Raw genomic sequence first — 25153 nt, 5'->3', positions numbered from 1 at the left:
CACCCCAATATAATCAATTTCACACAGAAATAAGGCCGGATGATATAGATAATATACCATTTGTCACTTGTGAAACCGCTGTATTTTTTTTACGCTAAGATTGTAACATAACAGCTTAATAGGAGGGAGAACATGAAAAAAACGTGGAACGTCTGTTTAGCAGTCCTGCTTAGTGTTTTGTTAGTCGCTGGAAGTGCTCCATTTCACGCGGAAGCTAAAAAGCCGCCCAAAGGCTATGACGAGTACAAACAAGTAGATGTAGGCAAAGACGGAATGGTTGCCACTGCGCATCCTCTCGCTTCAGAGGTCGGAGCTGACGTCCTGAAAAAAGGCGGAAATGCCATTGACGCGGCGGTTGCCATTCAGTTTGCGCTTAATGTCACAGAACCGATGATGTCAGGTATTGGCGGCGGCGGTTTTATGATGGTGTATGACGGAAAAACAAAAGATACGACGATCATTGACAGCCGTGAACGCGCTCCCGCAGGCGCAACTCCGGATATGTTTCTCGATGAAAACGGCAAAGCGATACCTTTCTCCGAACGTGTCACAAAAGGTACTGCCGTTGGTGTTCCGGGTACACTGAAAGGGCTGGAAAAAGCCTTGGATAAATGGGGAACCCGATCGATGAAACAATTAATTTCCCCCTCTATTAAACTCGCTGATAAAGGCTTTCCGATTGATTCAGTGTTAGCAGATGCGATTGCTGATTATCAGGAAAAATTATCCCGGACTGCCGCTAAGGATGTATTTCTGCCGAATGGCGAGCCGCTTAAAGAAGGCGATACGCTCATTCAAAAAGATCTGGCCAAAACCTTTAAGCTTATTCGTTCGAAAGGCATAGACGCCTTTTACGAAGGCAGATTTGCCAAAGCCCTTTCTGATACTGTTCAGGATTTTGGGGGATCAATGACCGAAAAAGATTTAGAAAATTACGACATTACAATTGACGAACCAATTTGGGGAGAATATCAAGGCTATCAAATCGCAACGACTCCTCCTCCAAGCTCTGGCGGCGTTTTCTTGCTGCAAATGCTGAACATTCTCGATGATTTTAACCTTTCACAATATGATATCCGCTCATGGGAAAAATACCATCTGCTCGCTGAAACCATGCATTTGTCTTACGCTGACCGTGCGGCTTATGCAGGCGATCCCGAATTTGTAAATGTTCCTCTCAAAGGTTTGCTTCACCCCGACTATATAAAAGAGCGCCAGCATTTAATCAGTTTAGATGAAGTCAACAAAAAACCAAAAGCCGGTGATCCTTGGAAATACGAAGAAGGAACCGCAAACTATAAGCAAGTCGAACAGCCGAATGATAAAGTAGACGGCCAAACGACACACTTTACCGTCGCGGACCGCTGGGGCAATGTTGTTTCCTATACAACAACAATTGAACAGCTGTTTGGCACAGGCATTATGGTTCCTGATTACGGCGTCATTTTAAACAATGAACTAACAGATTTTGATGCGGTTCCAGGCGGAGCCAACGAAGTTCAGCCGAACAAGCGGCCATTAAGCAGCATGACACCGACGATTTTGTTTAAAGATGACAAACCAGTTCTCACCGTCGGATCTCCTGGAGGGGCAACGATTATTTCTTCCGTGCTGCAAACCATCCTCTATAATATAGAATATGGAATGGAATTAAAAGCAGCGGTTGAAGAGCCGAGAATTTACACAAACAGTATGAACTCCTACAGATACGAAGACGGAGTTCCAGAGAATGTACTCAGCAAATTAAAAGACATGGGCCATAAATTCGGCACAAGTCCAGTGGACATCGGAAACGTGCAAAGCATTTTTATCGACCGTGAAAACGGCACCTTCAAAGGAGTAGCCGATTCAAGCAGAAACGGCGCAGCGATCGGAATTAATTTAAAACATAAATAAAAAAGAAAAACTGTACTCATTTTTGCCGAGTACAGTTTTTTGCTGTGAACGATTAATCTTGCCTGTGGTCCTCGCAAACTCCTTAACGCGAATCTAATGTCGGTACGAATACCTTTCAATATAACATCCAGACATGTGCCAGATAACAATTCGAAACACATAAAGGTTTGATCAGCTAATCAATTCATAGACCTTAAAGCTTCTTTGTTTTTTTGAAAACAGTCTCTCCAGCTTACGAAAACAAAAATCTATCCCGCATCCCCTGCTATTGTTGAATCTTCTCTTCTTGATTAGACTGATGGGATCAATTTGGTTTCGTTCAATTCTGCAATAAACCGCTGAAATGCATTGCTCATAAAAAAGTCTTTTCTGTAAATAAACACGATCGTCATATCCTGATATGATGCGGGAAGCTGGTGAACGTACACCCTTTGGCGATGGACAGAGCAGGCAATGGCCGACTTTGGCAGCAGCGCCGTTCCTAAACCAGCGGAAACTCCTCTGATAACGGCTTCCAATGTGCCAAATTCTATGATTTTTTGCTGTTGAATACCTGCTTCCTCCAATAATCTTTTGACCCTATCGCGATGAGAGCAGCCGGTTCCAAAAAAGAGCATCGGCAGCCGTAGCATGTCCTCTATCGCCCCTTCCTCCGGTGAAATCAACACCAATTCCTCATGGGAAACAGGAATTTGTTTGATATCCATGTATTCAACAGGACCGTACACAAAAGCGCCATCCACCTTATGATCTAGAACTTGCCGAACCAAGCTGTGCGTATCACCTGTGTTCACTGATAAATCAACTTCAGGAAAACGTCTAAGGAATGAAGCTGCATGTTCAGGCAGGTGAGTGACCGCTGTTGTTTCCAATGCTCCAAGCCGCAACGGCCCTTTCGGATGCTGACTTAACTGCGCTGATTTCTCAGCTTCGTCTAATAATGATAAAACTTGATCTGCGTATTGTAATAGGTTTTCCCCCGCAGCCGTTAACTTCATTCCACGATTTGTCCGGTGAAATAACTTGATATTCAGATCTGTCTCAAGCTTATGGATTCTGGCTGTTACATTAGATTGAACATAATTCAGCTGCCGGGCTGCTTTTGTTATACTTCCTTCACGGGCAACAGCCCTGAATATCTTTAATTCTCCGCTTTCCACACGCTGTCACCTTCTTGCTATGATTAAAAGTGATACCGGCAATCATTTTTGTTCATTTTACCTGAAGAAAACCGCTGTGTAAAATATGTGAAGATCATAGATTACGAGGAATATAGGAGGCAGACGGCATGAAAGCGGTTATTCATAACGGAAAAAGTGGACTTCGGGGGTTAGCGTATCAGGACATCCCTTCTCAAAATCCCGGATACGGAGAAGTGAAAGTAAAGTTGAAAACGGCGGGATTAAATCATCGGGACCTGTTTCTCATGAAAAATAAAACTGAACAAGATCCTGAGTTTATTCTGGGCTCTGACGGTGCTGGCATTATTGAAGCGGTCGGTGAAGGTGTAGATAAACTGGCTGTTCAAACAGAAGTGGTGATTTTTCCGACTTTGAATTGGGAAGTAACAGATGATGTACCTCCTGTTCCGGATATTTTGGGAGGACCTTCAAACGGAACACTTGCTGAATATGTGATCATCCCTTCACAAAATGCAATGAAAAAACCTTCTTATCTATCCTGGGAGGAAGCAGGCGTGTTGCCATTATCAGCTCTGACCGCATATCGAGCACTTTTTACAAAGGCCCAATTAAAAAAAGGCGAGCATATTTTGATACCCGGTATTGGAAGCGGCGTTGCAACCTACGCGCTAGTAATGGCTAAAGCAATTGGAGCAACTGTAAGCGTGACTTCTCGAAGCGAGGAAAAAAGAAAAAGAGCAATACAATTAGGCGCTGACCACGCTTTTGACAGTTACAGCAATTGGTCTGAACATCTTCAAGGACAAAAAGCTGATGTCATTCTCGATAGCATAGGGCCGGCCCTCTTTTCAGAATACTTTGATCATGTTAAACCGAACGGCCGTATTGTCAGCTTTGGTGCAAGTTCGGGTGATAATCTCAGTTTTCCGCTGCGTTCTTTATTTTTTTCGCAAATCAATATATTGGGAACGTCAATGGGAAGCCGTGATGAATTCCGTGAAATGCTGCATTTCATGGAAAAACACAAACTTCGGCCCGTGCTTGACCGGACATATCCTATAGAACAAGCACATGAAGCATATACCAGAATGCAGGAAGGCAGCCAGTTTGGGAACATCGGGATCACAATAGATTAAAAAAGAAACCGGCTGACAAACAGTCGGTTTCTTTTTTTATATAATCCCCTTTATTTACGGCAGAACTGAACTCCCCATCAAATATCGGTCAACTTCACGCGCCACTTCACGGCCTTCATTAATCGCCCATACGATTAAACTTTGGCCTCTTCTTGCATCCCCTGCGGCGAAAACACCATCGATATTTGTTTTATAATCCCCATATGCTGCGCTGATTTTGTTGTTATTAGAATCAACACCGAATTGTTTTAAAAGCGGCTGTTCTGTGCCTTCAAAGCCGATAGCGATAAAGACGAGCTGAGCAGGCCAAACTTTTTCCGTTCCTGGCAGCTCGCGGAACTCGTATTTTCCATGCTCATTTTTCACTTTCTCCATTTGAATCGTATGGAGCTCTTTCAATTTGCCGTTTTTATCGGCAACCAATTTTTTTGTTTGGATCGAATATTCTCTCGGATCTCTTCCGAATTTTGCTTCTGCTTCTTCATATGCATATTCAAGCGTAAAGACGTGCGGCTGTTCAGGCCACATATTATCATTCGTGCGAGCCGGAGGGAGTTTCGGGTGTTTGCCGAATTGGTGCACGCTTTTGGCTTTTTGGCGCAAAGCGGTAGCCACACAGTCAGCTCCTGTGTCTCCGCCTCCGATCACGATAACATCTTTCCCCTTCGCATCAATGAATCGCTTGTCTTTAAAGTTAGAATCTAAATAGCTTTTTGTAGCAAGCGTCAAGTAATCCATTGCGTAGTGAACACCTTTTGATTCGCGTCCCTCGATTAACAGATCCCGCTGTTTTTGAGCACCTGTGCAAAGGATTACGGAATCAAATTGCTCTTTCAGCTCATCAGCCGTTATATCAACGCCAATTTCCGTATTTGTAACAAAATCGATTCCTTCTTGCGTCAGCAACTTAATGCGACGTTCGACAATTCCTTTTTCAAGTTTCATGTTTGGAATGCCGTAAGTTAAAAGTCCGCCCGCTCTGTCTGCGCGTTCAAATACAGTGACAGAATGTCCAGCTTGGTTCAGCTGGTCAGCACTCGCAAGTCCGGCTGGGCCCGACCCAACGATGGCAACTTTTTTGCCTGTTCGTTTTTTCGGAATTCTAGGCTGAATCCAGCCATTCTCAAACCCTTTATCAATAATGGTCCGTTCAATATTCTTAATCGATACGGCCGGGTCGGAAATCGCTAGTGTACATGACCCTTCACAAGGAGCGGGACAAACCCGCCCTGTGAATTCAGGAAAGTTGTTTGTTTTTACAAGCCGTTCTAATGCTTCTTTCCATCTGCCTCGGTAAACAAGATCGTTCCATTCAGGAATTAAGTTGTAAATCGGACAGCCGGATGTAAATCCGTTAATGTCAGCACCGATCTGGCAAAACGGTGTACCGCAATCCATACACCGCGCCCCCTGCCGTTTCGACGCTTCTTCTGAAAAAGGAGCAGAATATTCCTTCCAGTCCTTTAAGCGAGTGAGAGGGTCTCGCTCAGCTGGTTTTTCTCGTTTGATTTCCATAAATCCAGTTGGTTTCCCCATGTTCCTCTCCCCTTCCTTACTGTACTACCGCTTGTTTTTGTCCCGCCGGCGCTTTTTTCTGCTTTGGTTTCGTATTGGCTTCAAACGCGTACATGACGGCTTCTTCCTCAGATAAGCCCGCAGCTTTTTGCTCTTCGATGCTTGCAAGCATTTGTTTATAGTTTTTCGGAATCACTTTAATGAATGTTTTCACGCTGTCTTCCCACTGTTCAAGCAGGTCTGCTGCTTTTTGGCTGTTTGTATACGCAGCATGCTTTTCAAGCATTGCTTTAACTTGTTGAATTTCTTTTTCATCTTCTAATGACTCAAACAAAATCATTTCAAGGTTGCATTTGCGTTTAAATGCCTTTACATCTTCGGCCAATACATACGCGATTCCGCCGGACATACCAGCCGCGAAGTTTTTGCCGACATCACCCAGTACGACAACACTTCCGCCTGTCATGTATTCACAGCCGTGATCACCGATGCCTTCCACAACAACATTCACACCGCTGTTCCGAACGGCAAAGCGTTCACCTGCACGGCCGTTAATATATGCTTCTCCGCTTGTCGCGCCATAGAATGCTACGTTGCCGATAATTACATTATCATGTGATTCTGAGTTGAATCCTTCCGGTGATTTGACAATGATTTTTCCGCCAGACAGACCTTTTCCGACGTAGTCATTTGAATCTCCATCTAAATAAAGCGTCATGCCTTTTGGAACGAACGCTCCAAAGCTTTGGCCGGCTGAACCTGTGAATTGCAGCTTAATCGTATCTTCCGGAAGTCCTTCTTCACCGTAACGTTTCGAAATTTCACTGCCTGTTACAGTGCCTGCTACACGGTTAGTGTTATTGATTTCGACTGAAATATCAGCTTCTTTTCCCGATTCGATGGCATGTTTTACAGCAGGAAGAATCGTTGTGATATCGAGCGATTGATCAATTTTATGGTTTTGCGGCGTTTGGAATGTCCGTACGCCTTCCGGCTGATAAAGAAGTGTGGACAAATCAAGCTGGCTCGCTTTCCAATGCGCCTTCGCCCGCTCACTCACGTTAAGTGCGTCAGTGCGGCCGATCATTTCATCGAAAGTTTTAAACCCTAATGCGGCCATGTATTCACGGACTTCTTCAGCGATAAACAACATGTAGTTCACAATATGATCAGGATCTCCCATGAACTTTTTGCGAAGTTCAGGATTTTGAGTCGCTACCCCGACAGGACATGTATCCAAATGGCAGGCGCGCATCATAACACAGCCAAGAACAACTAACGGAGCAGTTGCGAAACCGAATTCTTCGGCGCCGAGCAATGCGGCCATGACGACGTCCCGGCCTGTCATAAGCTTTCCGTCTGTTTCTAATACAACACGATCACGGAGTCCGTTCAGCATTAAGGTTTGGTGCGCTTCTGCAAGGCCAAGCTCCCACGGAAGCCCTGTATGTTTAATGCTTGTTTTAGGTGAAGCACCTGTACCTCCGTCGTAACCGCTGATAACGATGACATCTGCAGTTGCTTTAGCAACACCCGCAGCGATCGTTCCGACACCAGCTTTTGAGACCAGCTTCACGCTGATTCTTGCATCACGGTTCGCATTTTTTAAATCGTGAATCAGCTGGGCTAAATCCTCGATTGAATAAATGTCATGGTGCGGAGGCGGTGAAATCAATCCGACCCCAGGTGTTGATCCGCGGACATCGGCAACCCAAGGATACACTTTATTGCCTGGCAGCTGTCCGCCTTCTCCCGGTTTTGCGCCTTGCGCCATTTTAATCTGCAGCTCATCGGCGTTGACTAAGTAATGGCTTTTTACACCGAATCGTCCGGATGCAATTTGTTTGATCGCGCTTCTTCTGTCATCGCCGTTTTCATCAGGCACAAAGCGTTTTGGATCTTCTCCGCCTTCACCGCTGTTGCTTTTTCCGCCCAAGCGGTTCATCGCAATCGCTAATGCTTCGTGTGCTTCCTTGCTTAATGATCCAAATGACATCGCACCTGTTTTAAAACGTTTGACAATCGATTCAGCAGATTCTACTTCCTCCACTTTTAGAGGCTTGCGGTTTTCGTCAAATGAGAACAAGTTTCGCAGGAATCCGATTCGTTCTTCATCTGCCGCTTTCGTATATTGTTTAAACAGATTGTAATCATTTCTGCGGCACGCCCATTGCAAGGTATGAATCGTTTTCGGGTTAAATGCGTGATGCTCTCCGCCGTTTCTCCATTGGAAGTCACTTCCCGGTTCAAGCGTTTTGCTGTAGTCATCTTTATACGCTTTTTGGTGGCGGCGCTGCGCCTCTTCCGCAATGGTATTTAAGTCAATGCCGCCGAGCTGTGATGCTGTTCCCGTAAAATAACGGTCAATCACGTCACGGCTGATTCCTACCGCTTCAAAGATTTGGGCGCCCCTGTAGCTCTGTACAGTAGAAATCCCCATCTTCGACATCACTTTTACGACACCTTCAGTAATGCTTTTCCCATACTTGCTGACTGCTTCTTCATAGCTGATATCCAAGCGGCCTTCGTCAATTTCCTGCTTATAGGTCGCATATGCCAGATAAGGATTGACAGCATCAGCACCATAGCCGATTAGAGCTGCGAAGTGATGAACTTCACGCGCTTCTCCCGATTCAACGATAATGCTGACTTTCGTGCGCAATCCTTTTCGGATTAAATGCTGGTGCAGTGCGCTGACTGCTAACAGCGGCGGAATTGGCGTTAATTGCTCATTCATTGCTCTATCGGACAAAATCAAAAGACTGACGCCTTGGCTGATTGCTTTCTCAGCTTGGGTGAACATGTCTTTTAACCCGCGTTCAAGATCTTCTGAAAACAGCACATTTATTTTTTGGCTTCTTAAATCAGGATGGACGATTGTTTTCAGCGCATAAAACTGCTCATTTGATAACACGGGTGTATACAGCTTGATTCGGCGGACGTTCCGTTCACTCGGATGAAGGAGGTCGCCTTCTGCTCCGAGCCAAGTCATTGTTGAAGTCACGAGCTGCTCGCGAATCGCGTCAATTGGCGGGTTGGTAACCTGTGCAAACAACTGCTTAAAGTAGTTAAACAGCGATTGCGGGCGATCAGACAAAACAGCAAGCGGCGAATCGTTCCCCATTGAGCCGAGAGGATCTTTTCCTTCTTTAATAACAGGAATTAAATATTTTTGAATATCCTCATATGTGTATCCAAACGCTTTCTGACGCGTAAGAAGATCCGTGAACTGCTCTTCCTCTCTTGTTTCCGGATCAGGATTCACTTGCACAAGCTCTTCCTCAAGCCATTTTTGGTACGGATATTCAGTTGCGATTTGTGTTTTTACTTCTTCATCTGAAATGATGCGGCCTTCTTCCAGGTCAATTAAAAGCATTTTTCCTGGTTCAAGGCGGTTTTTATATAAAACGTTTTCCTGTTCAACCTCAATAACGCCGACTTCAGAAGAGAAAATAATATAGTCATCCTTTGTCACATAATAACGGGCCGGACGTAAACCATTTCGGTCGAGTATTGCGCCGATTTGTTTTCCGTCAGTAAATGAAATGGCAGTCGGACCATCCCAAGGCTCCATTAATGAGCTGTGATACTCATAAAACGCTCTTTTTTCTTTAGACATGTGCGTATTTTCTGTCCATGGCTCAGGAATCAGCATCATCGCCGTATGTGCCGACTTGCGTCCCGCCATAACGAAAAACTCAAATGCGTTATCTAAAATGGAAGAGTCACTGCCGTCAGCATTCAGAATCGGGAGAATTTTATCGAGATCCTCACCAAAACTTTCAGACACAAATTGCTGTTCACGTGCTCTCATCCAGTTGATATTTCCTCGAAGGGTGTTAATCTCACCATTGTGAACCAAATAACGGTTTGGGTGTGCTCTTTCCCATGTAGGGAAGGTATTAGTGCTGAAGCGTGAATGAACTAGTGCAAAAGCGGATACGAATGCCTCATCTTGCAGATCGGAATAAAACGCATCAACCTGTTCAGGTGTTAAAAGGCCTTTATAAACAATAGTTTGGCTTGAAAGACTGGCAAAATAAAAATCTAGGCCTTCCATTACTCCCCAGTTTTCAGCCTGTTTACGAATGACATACAATTTACGCTCAAAGCACAAATCATCCTTCAGGTCAGAACTTGCGCCAATGAATACTTGACGGACAAACGGACAGCTTTTTTGTGCTACTGTTCCGATTTTTCCGACATTTATAGGTACAGTTCTCCATCCAAGCACAACTTGGCCTTCCTGTTCAATCAGTGCATTGATTTGCTTTTCGATTTTTTTTCTTTCATCTTCCTTCTGCGAGAAAAAGACCATTCCTACCCCGTAACGTCCTTTTTCCGGCAGATTGATGTCTTTGCACTCTTTCTTAAAGAAAGCATCAGGGATTTGAACCAGTAAGCCGGCGCCGTCTCCCGTATCCGGATCACTGCCTTGACCTCCTCTGTGGTCGAGCTGGCAAAGCATCTGCAGCCCCTGTTTGACGATGTCATGTGTCGCCTTGCCTTTTAAGTGCGCATATAGGCCGATTCCGCATGCATCATGTTCAAATTCAGGACGGTAGAGACCTTGAGCTTTTGGCATTTGATTGTAAGTCATAATTCCTCTCCCCCGATCAGTTTCCGATAATACCGGTCATAAAATCTAACAACTCTAATATTATTGTAGGTTTTCAAAACGATATAAACAATATATAATTTAGATCAAAAGAATCTCAAAATGAGATAGATGGATGTGAGACTTACATGGAGCTGCGCCAACTGCGTTATTTTATGGAGGTTGCTGAACGGGAACACGTTTCAGAAGCCGCTGATTATCTGCATGTGGCACAATCAGCAATCAGCAGACAAATTGCAAACCTTGAAGAAGAATTAAATGTTACTTTATTTGAGCGTGAAGGGAGAAATATCAAACTCACTCCGATTGGAAAAGAATTTTTAATTCATGTCAAAACAGCGATGAAAGCCATCGATTATGCTAAAGAACAAATTGATGAGTACCTTGACCCGCATCGCGGAACCGTAAAAATCGGCTTTCCTACAAGCCTCGCCAGTCAGCTTCTGCCGACTGTCGTTTCGGCATTTAAAGAAGAATATCCGCACGTAGAATTTTTGCTGCGCCAAGGCTCTTATAAGTTTCTGATTGAAGCTGTCAGAAACCGCGATATCGATTTAGCGTTATTAGGCCCGGTGCCGACGAATTTTCCAGACATAGCAGGAAATATTTTATTCACGGAAAAAATTTATGCACTTGTACCTTTAAATCATCCGCTCGCCAAACAAAAAACGGTCCATTTAATCGATTTGCGCAACGATCAATTTGTGTTGTTTCCGGAAGGATTTGTGCTCAGAAAAATGGCGATTGACTCTTGCAAACAAGCCGGCTTTGCCCCTCTTGTCTCTACGGAGGGTGAGGATTTGGACGCTATCAAAGGATTGGTGTCCGCAGGTATGGGTGTCACCCTTCTGCCGGAGAGCACTTTTGCTGAAACGACACCCCGATTTACTGTGAAAATTCCAATTGAGTTTCCTCAAGTGAAACGGACTGTCGGGATTATTAAGCCGAAAAACAGAGAGCTTGCACCGTCAGCTCAGGATTTTTATGAGTTTGTCATTCAGTTTTTCTCGAAATTGGAACAGTATCAATAAAAAAGAACCCGAGCTTCTCTGGAGAAGTTCGGGTTTTTTGTTCCCGTGTATTTCTTCTATTAATATACAGGCAAAGATAAATCCACATGGCATACAAACGCTTCTGGATCAATCACCGCTTTGTTTTTCATGCCTTTATTTTTTTCGGGTGTCTCAAGCTGTGAGGAAGAATAATTGACGATCCCGAGGCCGATGTCTTCACCATGAGAATCAGTCAGGCGGACAACAGCGCCGCTTTTAAATTTTCCTTTAATCTCCCTTACACCATCTGGGTATATACGCGATTGACAGTCAGCTATTTGGCGGGAACAGTCATCTGATAAAACAATTTCACCTTCTGGTCCGGAATTAAAAGCGATCCACTGCTCTTTTTGATTCAACGGAAGCGTTCCCTCAGCTTCAAAATAGGTGCCTTCCGCCTCTCCATGAACAGCTTGATATAATATATCTGCAGCGTCCGCCTGGCCAAGAAATCCTTTTATGCCGGATGCCATCACAATTTTAAACGCATCCAGTTTGGACCGCATGCCTCCGGTGCCGACCTCGCTGTCTGTATCGCCTGCACACGCTTCAATTTCCGGTGTAATCTCGCTGACTCGCTGCACCCTTTTCGCTTTTGGATTATTTCGCGGATTGCCGTCATATAAACCGTCGATATCCGATAAAATCACAAGCAAATCCGCATCGATTAATCCGGCGACTTTGGCCGCGAGTGTATCATTATCGCCAAACTTAAGCCGATTGACGGTCACTGTGTCATTTTCGTTAATTATCGGGATAATACCGCGTTCGAGCAGTACATTCATCGTGTTTCGAACATTGTGATATCGGTATTCATCAGAAAAGTCGCTTCTTGTAATTAAAATCTGGGAAGCCACATAACCGTGCGCCAAAAACAGCTTTGAATAAGCCTCCATCAGCAACCCTTGACCGATTGAAGCAGACGCTTGTTTTTCAGGCAGATTTTCTGGTCGCTGAAGAAATCCGAGCTTGCGATATCCTGCGGCTACTGCGCCGGAAGACACCAGGATGACTTCATATCCGGCGTCTTTTAGTTTGGCGACCTGGTCCACTAAAGCTTCCAGTTTGCGAATGCTGATTTCCCCATGAAGACTTGTCAATGAACTGCTGCCGATCTTCACGACAACTCTTTTCATTTCTGTTTCAGACGTCACTTTATCACTCCTGTTTTATAGCGGTGCCGCTGTTTTTTCGATATCATCGCTAATTTCCTTTGAACGCTTAGCCGCATGTTTAATGGCTTGAGAAATGGCTTCTCCTCCGCCGCTCTTCTTCAAGGCCTGCAATCCGGCAGCAGTCGTTCCATTTGGCGAGGTGATATTATCTCTCAGCACCTCAGGCTGTTCTCCTGTCTCCATCAGCATTTTTGCAGCACCCAAGAGTGTCTGTGCACCGATGCTTCGTGATAAATGTTTATCAAGGCCCGCTTCCTCGCCTGTTTTTTCGATGAATTCCATTAAATAATAAAAATACGCAGGGCCGCTGCCGGCAATTCCCGTGAATATGTCCATTTGATTTTCCTGGATTGTATACACTTCACCCATACAGCCGAGCAAAGCCGCCGTCAGTTTTTCTAAATCATCTGTCACATGCCTGCCAAGTGCGATGGCAGTTGCAGAAGCGCCGATCATACTTGATGTGTTAGGCATTACTCTGACAACCGGCTGTTGATTATGCAATGATTGTTCAATATAAGAGGTGGTTATGCCGGCTAGCACCGACAAAATTAATTGATGGGGTTGGATGCGTGTTTTTAATGATGACAGAGCGCTTTCGGCATCTTTTGGCTTCATCGCCAAAATGAGCACATCCATGTCTTCAATACATAAGTGATCCGGCGCCACGCCTTTGATTCCATATTGAAGTTCAAGCTCAGCTAATCGCTCTGTATTGCTGCGGTTTGTAACGCAGATGTTTTGTTTTGGGATTTTATTGGCACGAACGATACCTGATATCATTCCTTCCGCCATAGATCCGGCTCCGATAAAAGCTACTTTTTTTTGATCAAAGATCGGTAACATCTCCTTTGTTCGCTTTTTTGTTCGTATTTTCACACGTTTAAAATGTTACCACGTGAGGAAATGATGTCAAGTTTGAAGGTCACTATTGATTTGTATTGTTTCATTTCGACAAATATGTATAATGAAAAACAGAAAACACCCGATACTCGTGACTATGCCGGGTGTTTTCTATGTTAAAAATTATCTGACAGTGCTTTTTCAATCAGTTTCTTGCAGCGATCCAGCTCTACTTTCAGCTGTTTTTTATACAGCTTGGCTGCCTCATAATCTTTAAATTGATAGAGGACCACTTCTTGGAGCTTAGCCCCTTCTTTCTTTACTTTGATTTGTTTTAATATCCCATCATCAAGAAGCTCATGCAAAGACCGGTAAACCTCTGTATGGTTTGGTTTAAAACCAATCTCTTTAAATTCTGATCGAAGCACTTCCAGAAGCTTTAACCCGTAAAGTCTTTTCTGCTCAGTCATGGTAATCATATAAAGCTTCAAAAACGCGCGCTGCTTGACTAAAAATCCAGTGGAACTTCTTTTTTCTTCTTTCATCGGTCTGCACCCCTCCTCTGTAAACTGAGAACACCATGTACTAAATATTCAATTTTTTCCTCTTGTTCTCCTTCTTCTAGTCATAACATGATAATCAAGTTATTTTGTGTTTGGTGTTTGTATGGCTGGTGGGAATAGAAAAAGATAAAATGAACATTTGGTACATAGTTTGTTTGGTTCATTATAACTTGTTTTCACTATGATCTTCAATTTAAAACTATTGTCCGGTTTACATTTTCTTCAATATATGTCCATTGAATTGAAAAACAGCCTTTGATAACGTATCGATAAAGGAGATGATAAAATGACAAAGCAAACAGCGTGCCCTGCCAAAGAAGAACGTTACGCCAACTTGATTCCCATGAAAGAATTGCAATTCGAAAAGGATCGTCTTTTCCCCTTCCCGATTTATGAAAAGCTTCGGAAATCGTCTCCTGTCCGCTATGACAAACAGCGTGATTGCTGGGATGTTTTTAAGTATGATGACGTTCAATTCGTCCTGAAAAATCCCAAACTTTTTTCATCCGAACGCGGCATACAGGCAGAAAGCATTTTAACAATGGACCCTCCGAAACATACCAAATTACGTGCACTCGTCAACAAATCGTTTACTCCAAAGGCAGTGAAACAAATCGAAACCCGCATAAAAGACGTTACAGCATTCCTCTTACAGGAGGCGCGGCAAAAAGACACAATCGATATAATAGATGATATAGCAGGCCCCCTTCCCGTTATTATCATTGCTGAAATGCTTGGAGCACCGATTGAAGACCGGCACATCATCAAAACATACTCCGACGTGCTCGTTGCCGGAGCGAAGGACAGTTCAGACAAATCTGTCGCTGACATGGTTCAAAAACGCCGGGACGGCCACGCTTTCTTAAGTAACTATTTTAGAGACATTCTATTAAAACGACGAGCCCAGCCAAAAGAAGATTTGATTACGATGCTTTTGCAGTCAGAAGTCGATGGAGAATATCTAACAGAAGAGCAGCTGCTCGGTTTTTGCATTCTACTTCTTGTCGCGGGAAACGAAACGACTACTAATTTGATCGCGAATGCTGTTCGCTATATCACGGAAGACACAGCCATGCAACAACAGATAAGACAGAATACAGACTATGTGCCTAATATAATAGAAGAAACGCTACGCTATTATCCGCCTGTTCAAGCCATCGGACGAGTTGCAGTAGAAGATACAGCGCTTGGCGGAGCATTTATAAAGAAAGGATCTTCCGTTATCAGCTGGGTCGCGTCAGCCAATCGGGATGAAGCTAAATTTTCTGAACCTGATCGTTTTATCATTAACCGCCCCTCCTATCCCCATCTCAGCTTTGGGTTCGGAATTCACTTTTGCCTCGGCGCATCATTGGCCAGGCTCGAAGCAAAAATCGCTCTTTCCTCCCTCTTGTCTATGTCAGCTTATATTAAAAAAGCTGATGATGAACAGAAACTTGAAGCGGTACCAAGTCCTTTCGTGTTTGGTGTTAAACATTTACCTGTGCGGATTGAATTCAAATAAAAAAAGCCTGTCGCTAGACAGGCTTTCGTTTTACGGATTTGTTGACCACAATCCTGCAGATTTAATGAAAATACGCGGATCTAATTTCAATTGAGCCACCATATATTCAGCCAGATCCTCAGGCTGCATAACCTTTTCAGGATTGCCGTCTGTCAGGTTCAGTTCAATCGACATATCACTTGCGACAGTGCTCGGCGTTAACGCGCTGACTCTGATATTATGCTTTCTCACTTCTTGCATGAGAGATTCCGTTAACCCAAGAACAGCAAATTTGGATGCGCTGTAAGCGCTTGTGACAGCTGCTCCTCTTTGGCCGGCTGTAGAAGAAATATTAATAATGTCACCAGCTTTGCGTTCAATCATTTCAGGAAGCACCGCACGAGTAACATGGTATACACCCATTAGGTTCACTTGAATGATATTTTCCCACTCATCAGCGGATAGATCTAAGAATCCGCCAAATTTGCTGATTCCCGCATTGTTAATGAGAATATCAATCTCGCCAAGCTCCTCTTTAATAGAAGCCACAGCTTGATCAACGTGCGCCGCATCCTTTACATCCGCAGCGGCAAACGCAGCTTTCACACCAAGTGCTTTTACTTCTTCTGCGACTTTCTCAACATTGGCGGCAGTTCGTCCGATTAAACCGATATTTACGCCTTCTTTCGCAAGCGCAAGAGCTGTAGCGCGTCCAATCCCTCTGCCTCCGCCTGTGATAAGAGCAGTTTTATTTTGTAAACTTTGCAATTGAAGCACCCTTTCTTGTTTACATATGTACGATAACACATTATAAGCACAAGAAAAGCAATACGCAAATGATATGAACTGCGCAACTATCATTTCACCTGCTTAAAATAGGCGAAATAGGGTATGACATTAGAAAAGGGGTGAACATATGGTTATCGTTTATATCAGTATCGCTGTAATAGCCATTTCAATCATTTACTTAGGGATAAATGTGATTCAAAACAAGAAGAAAATAGATCCCGCCATGAAGGAACTCACTGCAGTTACGCAATCCATGCAAAAACAAGTTGAAATGGTAAAAACGGAAGCGCAGCAGCTGTCTCAAAAACAAAAAATGATTCAGTACGATGTTGAAATGAAAAAAACCGCGTTGCAGCAGACTGCTGCTGAAGTGAAAGAAGCCCCTCAAGCAGTTAAAGAGGTGTGGCACGCAGGACATTTGAATAGAGGTTAAATATGAATGATATCCCGTTGTAACGTTTAAAATGGACAATGGGATATCATTTTTAGGGAGGTTCACCCATGATTGGAAACCGCAGCGGTTTAGCAGCATTTGCAGAGAAATTAAATACTCTTCCGGTATCAAGACCGTTTTCGAAAACGGATTTGCTCACTTCCCCATTTCGCATACACCAAGAAAACGCGCTTGAAATGTACTATTCACCTCATAATGAATATATCAATCAAGATGCTTCGATTGTGATTTCAGGCATAACGCCTGGTTTTTCCCAGATGAAAACAGCTTATGAAACAGCCGCAGAAAGCTTGCACAAAGGCCGATCTCTAGAACAGATCGCTTTAGACACCAAAAAAGCGGCAGGACTTTCTGGAACTATGAGAGATAACCTGATTACGATGCTGGATCAATGCGGGCTGCCGCAGGTTTTAGGCATTCAAAGCGCCGCACAGCTTTTCGGCGACTTGCGCCATATGCTACACACCACTTCTGTTATCAAATACCCTGTTTTCATTCAACAGAAAAACTATACAGGACATCGTCCGGCTATCCCCCGCTCATCTATGCTAAGCACTTATGCATATAAGCATTTTCCCGCTGAACTTGAAAAGCTATCGGGCCCTGCTCTTCTTATCCCGCTAGGCAAAGCAGCCGAAACAGTCTGTGAAACACTGATCAGGGAAAACAGCAAATGGCGGCTGACCTGCCTACACGGCTTCCCTCACCCATCGGGCGCGAACGGCCATCGAATGAAACAATTTAAGAAAAACAAAGAGGAATTAGAAAAACAAATCCGCTCCTTTGCTTCATCAAATTCGATTTCGTTATAGAAAAGAGGAAATAAAAGGGATATGATAAACCTACATACACCATAAGGGAGGGATTGGGTGTTTCCTGAATTAGAAACCGTCAGGCTTATTCTAAGAGAGTTGACAGAGAAAGATGCGGAAGCCATTTTTACTTGTTTTTCAAACCATGGCATCACACGCTACTACGGACTTGATCCCTTTAAAAGTATAGAGCAGGCAAAAACAATGATTCATCAGTTTGCCGACAATTATCAAGAAAAGCGGGGAATACGGTGGGGAATTGAAAGAAAAGACACCAAAGAACTCATCGGTACGATTGGCTTTCATGCTTCGGCCCCCAAGCATAAACGTGCAGAAATCGGTTATGAAATCAGCCCGGCGAATTGGCGAAACGGCTATGCGTCAGAAGCCATTTTAGAAATTGTGTCTTTCGGCTTTGATATCCTTGAACTAACGAGAATCGGTGCAGTTGTTTTTACGGAAAATGAAGCGTCAAATCGTTTGCTGTTAAAAATGGGATTTGAAAAAGAAGACGTATTAAGACAATATATGTACCAAAGCGGTGTCCCTTATGATACAAATGTTTATTCTATGATAAAATCATGTAAATCAGAGAATGAGCAGAGATTCTAGCTGCTCTTCCCTAAGTCTCTCGTCTGTTTTCACTCCGCAGGGTATATTGCAGAACCAAGATAAACTGAACGCTATCCAGCGAAATTAGTTAGCGTGCCAGCAACTGGCTGCGCGCTCACACTTCCTGTCGCACACCGCTTTGCCCCAAACCCGCCACTCGATCATGTGCTTTTGAAACGTCATCCATGAAAGTTAAAAAGCGATATAAATGCAGAAGAGATCTCCCAAACTATTTTATTGGAAGGACTCCTAATGATGAAGTCCCTTCCAGACCAATTTTTTGCGCGGCACTCTGTAACTGAAACCATTGCTGAAAAAAATCATAAAAAGCGCCCTGTTTCAGGGCGCTTTTCATCAGGATGCATATTGAGGGGAAGTCTCTTTCTGTACTTCTTTTTCTTCAGGTAGCTTAATACATTTCGTCATGACTGCACTCGCAAGATAAAGCACCGCAAAAATCCAGACAACGCCTTGTGCACCGACGAGTCCAATGAACATCCAAGCTAAAGCAGGTCCGACAAATGCCGATAAGCCGGCTGCGAGGTTCAAAACGGACATGGCGGCTCCTTTGTCTTTTCCGGCAACTGTCGGCACAATCGCACCAATCGGCACGTAGCCTGCCAGCAAACCGCCCCAGATAAAGCCGACGATGCTCACAACCGCTATATTCCCGCCTGAAAAAACTGGCGCATAGTATAATAAAACAGTGAAAATGCCGCAGCCGACTCCTCCAAACCAAATGACGGTGTTTTTCCATCCGAATTTATCACCGACAATTCCAAAAATGAGGTTAAATACAATGTTGCCCAGAAAAATCGTTCCCCAAATCTGCAGCCACACATTAGTTGAAATGCCGTGCTGAGCCATGTGCATCGGCAAAAACACAGGGAAACCATATGTGCCGATGCTGTTGATGATTCTAATCATTCCTCCTGTCAGCACCCGCGGATTGGTAACAAGAATGGTAATCCCTTTTAAAAGCTCCTCCGCCGTTTCTGATCTTTTTCTTTTCTTCTTTTCAAACCGGTCTTTATTAATAAACAACGCGAAGACTGCACCGAGGCATACCCAGAAAATAGAACTCCACAGCGTATTTAAATAACCAAACGTTTTAATTGCATAACTTGAATACCAAGCACCGAAAACAAACATGCCCAGACAATACGCAATCCAAAACCAGCCGACAGCTGTGCTTAGCCTGTTCTGCGGTGTTCTGTAGATGACCCATGTCAAGAAGGAATAAGCAAAAAGCGGGTATCCTAAGCCTTTAATAAAGTAAGTCACATACATGACAGGCAGATTTAGCTGTTCAAATCCGAAGACGATAAAAGCAGCTGTACCGATCACATAAAACAACAACCCCATAAACATCGTCCGCTTTGCGCCAAATGCTTCCAGACACACACCCGAAAACCATGAAGCGATGGCCAGTGAAATGCCGTATATACTAAAAATCGAAGCGGATTGCTGAACGGTGAGCCCATTTTCAATCAGAAAAGGACTGAGCCATCCTTGTTCAAGACCGTCTCCCATCATAAACAGCACAACCCCTAAAAACCCCCATGCCAGCCGCTTTGGTATACCAATTTTATCTAACATATCTGTATCCTCCTTAGATGCTTATCTCAATTATCGTATTACCTCATTAAAGTAAGAAAATGTATAATTCCTCAATTAGCGGCAAATTCCGCCTTATACTAATACCTTGTTTCCCGATGACGGCTCTAACCCTGAAAAGAAGCGTTGGACCTGCTTCCACTCCTCGTATAAAGTCATTTCTATCCGGCAATCCTGCGGCTCTATCACCCGAACACTTCCAGACATTTCTTCGGTCAATCTATAGGCCTCATTGCAAACCACCGCAGCACCAACGACTGATGCCTGACTGTACCCTTCTTTGACATAAATTTTTTTCTGAAGAAGATTGGCGATATATTGTGTAAATGCTCTGCTTTGGAATCCGCCTCCGCATCCCCACACATAGTCACGATCAAACGGAGTGATATCTGTTAAAATGTCAAAGTTCCATTTGATTGAACATGCAATCTCCTGTAAGGCTGCACGTACAAAATGTGCTCTGCTTAAATGGGCTGAAAGCGGTACATCAAAGAGAAAGCCGCCTTTCGTCAGGGCGTTTTTTTCTGCCGATAAATACGAACCGAGGGAAGATACACATGCATGATCTTCCTTAGCAAGAGCAGCAATCTCTTCTTCCATCACATCGTACGGTTCATTCGGATAGAAAACATCCTTTAATTTTTGAAAATTCAGACCTGTTACCCCGGGATTTGTCTCCGCAAGCCACTGTCCTTGATCTGTGTGGCAGTTCAGCCAGGCTTTATTTTGTCTGTCCTCATGAATTTCACCAATAATTTTGGTAATCGGTGTTGTCGTACCTGATACAATGACTGCGTCTCCCAGAGCAGCACCAGTGCTTTTGACAGCAAGCTGTGTATCTCCCCCACCCGCTATAACCTTCGCATGATGTGATAGTCCTAATTCTGCCGCATACTCATCTGTTATCGATCCAATGACTGTTCCCGCTCTTACTAGAGGCGGAAGAATAGATGGCGAGAAACCGAATATATTGCACATCTCTTCTGACCATGTATTTTGTTTTACATCAAACAGCAGCGTTTCCGTCGCCTGTGACGGTTCATATGTCAATACTCCGCTCAACTGATACGTTACCCAATCACTGATGCTTGTGAAGCTTGCAGTTTTTTCCCATAAGGAGGGCTGGCGGTGCTTTAAACCATAAAGCTTGAGCGCTGAAAAAAGCGCAGTCGGCAGACGGCCTGTTCGGCTGTATACTTCTTCCCGATTCAGTATGTTTTCCTCCCACTCCCTGCCCCGATTGTCAATGTTGGGCAGACCGAGGAATGACTCACCATTTTGATCAAACAGCACGATCCCCTGTCTTTGACTTGTTGAAGTGAGACCAATAATTTCAATATGATGAGAACGAGAAATCGCACGTTTAGCCAGATTCATGATTTGATTCCACAGCGCCTGTGGAGAAAAATAGCGGCTGTCCGGGTAAAGCGGCTCGGTCGTATATACAATGTCCTCCCGTTCAACCGTTTGAACGCTGCCCGACACACTTACGACCGCAACTCTTGCATTGCCAGTGCCAATGTCAAATACGAGATAACCTTTTTGTTTCGTCATCCTGATGCCCTCCTTTTCTTACACCTCTGCTTTAAGATCGTTTTTGTTATATAAAGTCGGAATATTGAGAGTTTTTTCACCCTTCCACTTTTTAAGCGCTTCGTTCAGAATGGTAACGTGATGATCCTCTACTTCAAATGTTGCTCCTGCTAAATGCGGTGTTGCCAGAACATTAGGTAATGAAATAAATTCATAATCCGATTGCTCTGGCGGCTCATGATAAAAAACGTCTAATATCGCACCCCTGATTTTACTTTCTTTCAGTACAGATAAAAGATCCTCTCGGTTTACCACGACAGCTCTTGATGTATTCACGAAAATGGCGCTCTCTTTCATCAAGTCAAAATACGGCCGATCAATGAGGCCAAGCGTATCATCTGTACGCGGCAGATGAACAGAAACGATATCACTATCTGAAAAAACCTTCTCGAGAGATACTTTTTCATATTGCGGATAATCGTGCTGTACGTATGGATCGTAATACAAAACCTTGCAGTCAAACGCAGCCAGCAGTTTTGCAATTCTTTGCCCAACCGCTCCGAATCCGACCATACCCACGGTTTTTCCTGTTAGTTCATTACCTTTGAATTTGGCATACGCCTGCAAATAATCGCTGTTCCATTTTCCATCCTTTAGCCATTGATTAGAGGTATTCGTATGCCGGAGAAATGAAATCACATTTCCAATAAACATTTCAGCAACAGCTTGTGCGTTGCGCCCAGGTGTATAGAAAACCGGAATGTCTCTGTTTGACGCTGCTGCCACATCAACATTGGAAGGCATTCCCCTGCATACTCCCACAAATGAAAGTTCCGGCATTGATGCAAACACGTTTTCTGTCACCTGATCAAGCTCAGTAATCAAACCCGTCGCATTTGATTCTTTTAATAGCTGAATCAATTCATCTTCCCTGTATGCCCGGCCGTTTTCTTTCCAAGACTGATAAGCAACGGAACCGAACAATTCTTCAAGCTCTTTTCGTCCTTCTTCGTTGTACGGTGCTGTAATCAAAACCGTCATGATGCAAAACATCCTTTTCATCGTTATTTTTCACACAAAAAAATCTCTCTCCAAAGATGGAAAGAGATTCATGTATAGGCGCACTCTGCCACAGACAGAAGCCGGTATAAACCTTACTTTCCTATCTTTCAAGCTGACGCTTGCTGGAATTGGCACAATAATGTTGCCGAGGTTTCATAGGGCCAGTCCCTCCACCTCTCTTGATAGAAAATGTTTTGTATGTAATTTTCAGAATTGAGAATACGTTAATCATAAAGAAGACCCAGATTGATGTCAATGTCTTTTTTTTCAGAATTGACGTTATCATTCGAAATGTTATAATTCTTACAATATATCTAACTAGGGAGAGGAACTGGGCTATGAAATCGTTCGCCACTCAAAAAAACGGCATTTTTAAATCCGTTTGCTCACTGGACTGCCCGGACCAGTGCGGATTGCTGGTACATAAAAAAGACGGGAAAATTGTGAAAGTGCAGGGTGATCCTGATCACCCCGTAACAGCCGGAAATATATGCAACAAAGTACGAAATATGGCTGAGCGCATCTATGATGAAAAGCGGCTGACGACTCCGCTGAAACGAACAGGTGTGAAGGGCGAGGCAGAGTTTAAACCAATTTCTTGGGAAGAAGCGATTGACACCATCACATCCCGCTGGAAACAGCTGATTGATGAAGAAGGAGCTGAAAGCATACTGCCTTACAGCTTTTACGGCAATATGGGAAAATTAACGGCTGAAGGAATGGACCGCCGCTTTTTTTACCGTTTGGGCTCAAGCCAGCTTGAGCGGACGATTTGCAGCAAAGCCGGATCAGAGGGCTATAAATATACCATGGGTGTGAGTGCTGGAATCGATCCTGAAGAAACGATCCATACGAAACTGTTTATCTTTTGGGGAATAAACGCAGTCAGCACAAATATGCATCAAATTACAATCGCCCAAAAAGCACGGAAAAAAGGCGCAAAAATTATTGTGATTGATGTGCATAAAAATCAGACAGGGCGTCTAGCAGACTGGTTTATTCCTATAAAACCCGGTACCGACAGCGCGCTTGCCCTCGGCATCATGCACATTTTATTTAAAGAAAATCTTCACGATGAAGCGTTCCTTTCAGAATATACAGTCGGCTATGAAGAACTGCGCGAGCATGCGAAACAGTATCATCCAGAAAAGGTATCCCTAATCACTGGTATCAGTACCGACGATATCTATCAGCTGGCAAAAATGTATGGTGAAACCTCCCCTTCCTTTATCAGAATCGGAAACGGCCTTCAGCATCATGACAACGGCGGAATGATTGTAAGAACGATTGCCTGTCTTCCGGCGATTACCGGTCAATGGATGCATACAGGAGGCGGTGCCATCAAGCATAACAGCGGAATTTTAGAATATAACACCACCGCGCTTCAGCGTCCTGATTTACTGAAAGGACGCACACCGAGATCGTTTAATATGAACCAGCTGGGCAGAGTTCTTCTGGAAACAGATCCTCCTGTTCGCTCCCTCTTTATTTATGGGACGAATCCAGCCGTTGTGGCGCCAGAAGCAAACAAAGTCAGACAAGGCCTCCTGCGGGATGACTTGTTCACCGTGGTTCATGATTTGTTTTTAACAGAAACGGCCAAATATGCGGACATTGTACTGCCCGCTGCATCTGCTTTTGAAAATACTGATTTTTACACCTCATACTGGCATCATTACATTCAGCTGCAGCAGCCGGTTATTGAGAAATACGGAGAAAGTAAGTCTAATACCGAGGTATTCCGGTTATTGGCTGAGGCAATGGGATTTACGGATCAGGAGCTTAAAGATTCAGATGAAGACTTAATCCGCCAGGCGCTTCACCATCCGGATAATCCTTACTTAGCAGAGATAACTTATGAATCACTTACTGAACGTTCGTTTATGAAGGCGAAGCGTGAAAAGCCGCTGTTTCCAGGTAAATTGCCGACACCGAGCGGAAAAATAGAATTATATTCAGAAAAAATGAAACAAGCCGGTTTCCCGCCGTTACCGACCCATACGCCGCTTGCGCCGGATCATGAATTCCCGTTTATGTATGTTCCGGGACCGAATCATAATTTCTTAAACTCAACGTTTTCCAATAATGCAAAGCACGTCAAACTTGAAAAGACACCGAAACTCTTTATCAACACGATAGATGCTGAAAAACACGGCCTCACTGATGGTGAAGCCGTACGGATTTGGAACAGCCGAGGTGAGTGTGAACTAACCGCCGCAGTCGGAGAACAAGTGCTGCCCGGTGTTGTCGTCAGTCAAGGATTATGGGCAGATGAACCAGGCAAAAATCAGCTTGTTAACGCCCTGCCCCCCGACCGCTTGTCTGATATGGGCGGAGGCGCCACTTTTTTCTCAGGCCGAGTGCAGATTGAAAAAGCATAGAAACCGTCCAGAGCTTTCTCTGGCGGTTTTTTGTGTACACAGTCAACAAAAATGAAACCAATGGTATAGATTGACCGTATAACATGACGATTACATAATGGAGGCATACACATGGACGTTTTTTTAGGAATCGGTATTGCATTGGCTGGATATTTTATCGGAGAAGGATTAAAGCATATTAACAACCCAAAAGCTAACGAAAAAAATGACATCATGCTGATTAAAGAACGAGATATTTACTTTTACATCGGGCATTTTTTAGGAATAACCCAATCGGAGGCGAAACTCTTAGCAAAGGATCTCACAGACCTCCCTCATATTGATATTAACGGAAAAAGATATGTGCAAAAACATATCTTAAGAGAATGGGTATTAACATTAGGAGAGAAACAACAAGCGAAAGATTAATGCCAATTTTTACAGGAGAGCGGTTCTTTTAGGCACCGCTCTTTCCTATTCAACTGTCCTCC

Annotated in this window: 18 protein-coding genes, 1 pseudogene and 1 riboswitch; of the genes and pseudogenes, 9 read left to right on the top strand and 10 right to left on the bottom strand. The window is 43.9% G+C overall.

The features are described 5' to 3' along the window. The first annotated feature begins 132 nt into the window (after positions 1–132). Entirely contained in the window at positions 133–1896 is a 1764-nt protein-coding gene (ggt, locus tag UJ203_RS05375) for a gamma-glutamyltransferase (protein ID WP_322008931.1), read from the top strand. 290 nt (positions 1897–2186) lie between these two features. Here ggt and UJ203_RS05370 read toward each other — a convergent pair whose 3' ends face one another. Next, the gene (locus tag UJ203_RS05370; RefSeq protein ID WP_322008929.1) at positions 2187–3056 is read right to left on the bottom strand and encodes a LysR family transcriptional regulator; all 870 of its coding nucleotides are present in this window, start codon (positions 3054–3056) and stop codon (positions 2187–2189) included. Positions 3057–3184: 128 nt separating this feature from the next. On the opposite strand from UJ203_RS05370, the gene UJ203_RS05365 reads away from it, so the two are divergent. After that, complete coding sequence (locus UJ203_RS05365; protein WP_322008928.1) at positions 3185–4174, top strand: zinc-binding dehydrogenase; 990 nt, start codon at positions 3185–3187, stop codon at positions 4172–4174. A 54-nt stretch (positions 4175–4228) separates the two neighbouring features. Here the strand turns inward: UJ203_RS05365 and gltD are convergent, their stop codons facing one another. Next, entirely contained in the window at positions 4229–5710 is a 1482-nt protein-coding gene (gene gltD, locus UJ203_RS05360) for a glutamate synthase small subunit (protein WP_044155668.1), read from the bottom strand. A gap of 16 nt (positions 5711–5726) precedes the next feature. Further along, positions 5727–10289 carry a glutamate synthase large subunit gene (gene gltB / locus UJ203_RS05355; RefSeq protein ID WP_322008925.1) on the bottom strand — a complete coding sequence of 1521 codons (4563 nt, stop codon included), beginning with the start codon at positions 10287–10289 and terminating at the stop codon, positions 5727–5729. A 146-nt stretch (positions 10290–10435) separates the two neighbouring features. Between gltB and gltC the strand changes: the two genes are divergently transcribed. Beyond that, positions 10436–11338 carry a glutamate biosynthesis transcriptional regulator GltC gene (gltC, locus tag UJ203_RS05350; protein WP_024121635.1) on the top strand — a complete coding sequence of 301 codons (903 nt, stop codon included), beginning with the start codon at positions 10436–10438 and terminating at the stop codon, positions 11336–11338. Positions 11339–11397: 59 nt separating this feature from the next. Here gltC and proB read toward each other — a convergent pair whose 3' ends face one another. The 3 genes from proB to rtp all read right to left on the bottom strand — a co-directional run bounded on the left by proB (position 11398) and on the right by rtp (position 13922). Beyond that, positions 11398–12513: a glutamate 5-kinase gene (gene proB / locus UJ203_RS05345; protein ID WP_322008923.1), complete on the bottom strand. Its 1116-nt coding sequence runs from the start codon at positions 12511–12513 to the stop codon at positions 11398–11400. A 15-nt stretch (positions 12514–12528) separates the two neighbouring features. After that, a complete protein-coding gene (gene proC / locus UJ203_RS05340) occupies positions 12529–13407 on the bottom strand; it encodes a pyrroline-5-carboxylate reductase (protein WP_101863279.1) in 879 nt (292 codons plus the stop codon). A gap of 146 nt (positions 13408–13553) precedes the next feature. Beyond that, entirely contained in the window at positions 13554–13922 is a 369-nt protein-coding gene (rtp, locus tag UJ203_RS05335; RefSeq protein WP_010334473.1) for a replication termination protein, read from the bottom strand. A gap of 304 nt (positions 13923–14226) precedes the next feature. Here rtp and UJ203_RS05330 point away from each other — a divergent pair, with 304 nt between their 5' ends. Next, a complete protein-coding gene (locus tag UJ203_RS05330; protein ID WP_322008921.1) occupies positions 14227–15444 on the top strand; it encodes a cytochrome P450 in 1218 nt (405 codons plus the stop codon). Between the two features lie 30 nt (positions 15445–15474). Here the strand turns inward: UJ203_RS05330 and UJ203_RS05325 are convergent, their stop codons facing one another. Then, positions 15475–16191, bottom strand: a complete 717-nt coding sequence (locus tag UJ203_RS05325) for a 3-ketoacyl-ACP reductase (protein ID WP_059293344.1) — start codon at positions 16189–16191, stop codon at positions 15475–15477. Between the two features lie 148 nt (positions 16192–16339). Here UJ203_RS05325 and UJ203_RS05320 point away from each other — a divergent pair, with 148 nt between their 5' ends. From UJ203_RS05320 to UJ203_RS05310, 3 genes and pseudogenes are all read left to right on the top strand, one after another. Beyond that, on the top strand, positions 16340–16645 hold the full coding sequence (locus UJ203_RS05320) for a DUF948 domain-containing protein (protein WP_059336520.1): 306 nt from the start codon (positions 16340–16342) through the stop codon (positions 16643–16645). A 68-nt stretch (positions 16646–16713) separates the two neighbouring features. Next, positions 16714–17492 (top strand): annotated as a pseudogene (locus UJ203_RS05315) (hypothetical protein). Between the two features lie 43 nt (positions 17493–17535). Continuing rightward, positions 17536–18090: a GNAT family protein gene (locus UJ203_RS05310; RefSeq protein WP_322008917.1), complete on the top strand. Its 555-nt coding sequence runs from the start codon at positions 17536–17538 to the stop codon at positions 18088–18090. A gap of 354 nt (positions 18091–18444) precedes the next feature. On the opposite strand, the gene UJ203_RS05305 is transcribed toward UJ203_RS05310, so the two are convergent. From UJ203_RS05305 to UJ203_RS05295, 3 genes are all read right to left on the bottom strand, one after another. Continuing rightward, on the bottom strand, positions 18445–19689 hold the full coding sequence (locus UJ203_RS05305; protein WP_322008915.1) for an MFS transporter: 1245 nt from the start codon (positions 19687–19689) through the stop codon (positions 18445–18447). A gap of 93 nt (positions 19690–19782) precedes the next feature. Beyond that, positions 19783–21261 carry an FGGY-family carbohydrate kinase gene (locus UJ203_RS05300; protein ID WP_322008913.1) on the bottom strand — a complete coding sequence of 493 codons (1479 nt, stop codon included), beginning with the start codon at positions 21259–21261 and terminating at the stop codon, positions 19783–19785. Positions 21262–21279: 18 nt separating this feature from the next. Then, positions 21280–22302, bottom strand: coding sequence for a 2-hydroxyacid dehydrogenase (locus tag UJ203_RS05295; protein WP_322008911.1), 1023 nt, complete (start codon positions 22300–22302; stop codon positions 21280–21282). A gap of 97 nt (positions 22303–22399) precedes the next feature. Beyond that, positions 22400–22491, bottom strand: a riboswitch (SAM riboswitch). A 149-nt stretch (positions 22492–22640) separates the two neighbouring features. Here UJ203_RS05295 and UJ203_RS05290 point away from each other — a divergent pair. Both UJ203_RS05290 and UJ203_RS05285 read left to right on the top strand, forming a co-directional pair. Then, positions 22641–24683, top strand: coding sequence for a molybdopterin oxidoreductase family protein (locus tag UJ203_RS05290; RefSeq protein ID WP_322008909.1), 2043 nt, complete (start codon positions 22641–22643; stop codon positions 24681–24683). A 111-nt stretch (positions 24684–24794) separates the two neighbouring features. After that, positions 24795–25091 (top strand): hypothetical protein, encoded by a 297-nt coding sequence (locus UJ203_RS05285; protein ID WP_105992013.1) that lies wholly within the window; start codon positions 24795–24797, stop codon positions 25089–25091. Positions 25092–25153: the final 62 nt, after the last annotated feature.

The organism is Bacillus sp. V26, from assembly GCF_034296245.1.
Taxonomy (GTDB): domain Bacteria; phylum Bacillota; class Bacilli; order Bacillales; family Bacillaceae; genus Bacillus; species Bacillus halotolerans.
The sequence above is the reverse complement of the archived record's forward strand: the minus strand, read 5'-3'. Positions and strand labels throughout refer to the sequence as shown.